Genomic DNA, 1,102 nt, shown 5'->3' with positions numbered 1-1,102 from the left:
CGGGCCGCCGCCCGGTGCGGGCCGTACGCCGCGCTCAGGCCCTGCTGGCGCTAGCCACGGGTATCGGCCAGCAGGCGGCCGGTAAGGCTGTGGGCCTGAGCCGGCAGGCCGTCAGTCAGCTGCGCCGCCGCTATGCGCAAGCCGGCTGGCAGCTCGCACTGGCGGAGGCCCCGCGCAGCGGCACGCCACCGCGCTTCGACGGGGCGCAGCGGGCGGCCGTGACCGCGCTGGCCCGCACGCCCGCCCCCACCGGGCACGGGCGCTGGACCCTACGCCTGCTGGCCGACCACGCTGTGGAACTGGGGCTGGTGGACACCATCTCGCACGAGACGGTGAGCCAAGTGCTCAAAAAAACGAGCTGCAGCCCCACCGCCAGCAGCACTGGTGCCTGGGGGCGATGAACGCGGCATTCGTGGCGCGGATGGAAGACGTGCTGGCCGTGTATGCGCGGCCCCACGACCCGCGTTTTCCAGTCGTCTGCTTTGACGAGCGGCCCTGCGTGCTGCACGCCCAGCCGGTCGAGCCGCTGCCCGCGGTGCCCGCCCAGCCCGCCGTCGGCGAGCAACCGGCCAAAGCCGGGCGGCCCCGACGGGAAAGCAGCACCTACGTGCGCCAGGGCACGGCCTGTTTGCTGGCCGCCTTCGAGCCGGGCACGGGCCAGCGCCTAGTCGAGGTCTCGGCCCGGCGCACCGGGGCCGACTACTGCCGCTTTATGCAGCAACTGGCCGCCCACTACCCGCAGGCTGAGAAAATCGTCTTGGTGCAGGACAACCTCAACACCCACACCGATGCCGTGTTTTACCAGCACCTGCCCGCCGCCCAGGCCCGCGCCCTGGCGGCGCGCTTCGAGGTGCATTACACGCCCAAAAATGCCTCCTGGCTCACTATGGTCGAACTCGAACTCTCGGCCATCGCCCGCCAGTGCCTGCACCAGCGCATCCCCACCCAAGAGGAACTCACCGCCCACGTCGCCGCTTGCGTGGCTGAGCGGAATACGGCGCAGGCCACAGTAAAATGGCAATTCACCCTGGAAAAAGCCCGCGTCAAACTCGACCGCCACTATCAAAAGATTAGGACAGCTAACTTGCCTGACTAAGCACTA

2 protein-coding genes are annotated in these 1,102 nt (G+C 69.2%); both read left to right on the top strand.

Features of this window, described 5'->3' with window-relative positions; translation table 11 throughout:
- Positions 1-401 (top strand): helix-turn-helix domain-containing protein (locus E5J99_RS20945; RefSeq protein ID WP_135499751.1); only part of this gene is annotated, 401 nt, incomplete at its 5' end.
- The gene (locus tag E5J99_RS20940; RefSeq protein WP_167852286.1) at positions 398-1,096 is read left to right on the top strand and encodes an IS630 family transposase; all 699 of its coding nucleotides are present in this window, start codon (positions 398-400) and stop codon (positions 1,094-1,096) included. The genes E5J99_RS20945 and E5J99_RS20940, both read left to right, overlap by 4 nt.
- The last annotated feature ends 6 nt before the right edge of the window (positions 1,097-1,102 follow it).

Source organism: Hymenobacter elongatus, from assembly GCF_004745955.1.
Lineage (GTDB): Bacteria > Bacteroidota > Bacteroidia > Cytophagales > Hymenobacteraceae > Hymenobacter > Hymenobacter elongatus.
This window is presented reverse-complemented; position numbering and strand designations above follow the sequence as displayed.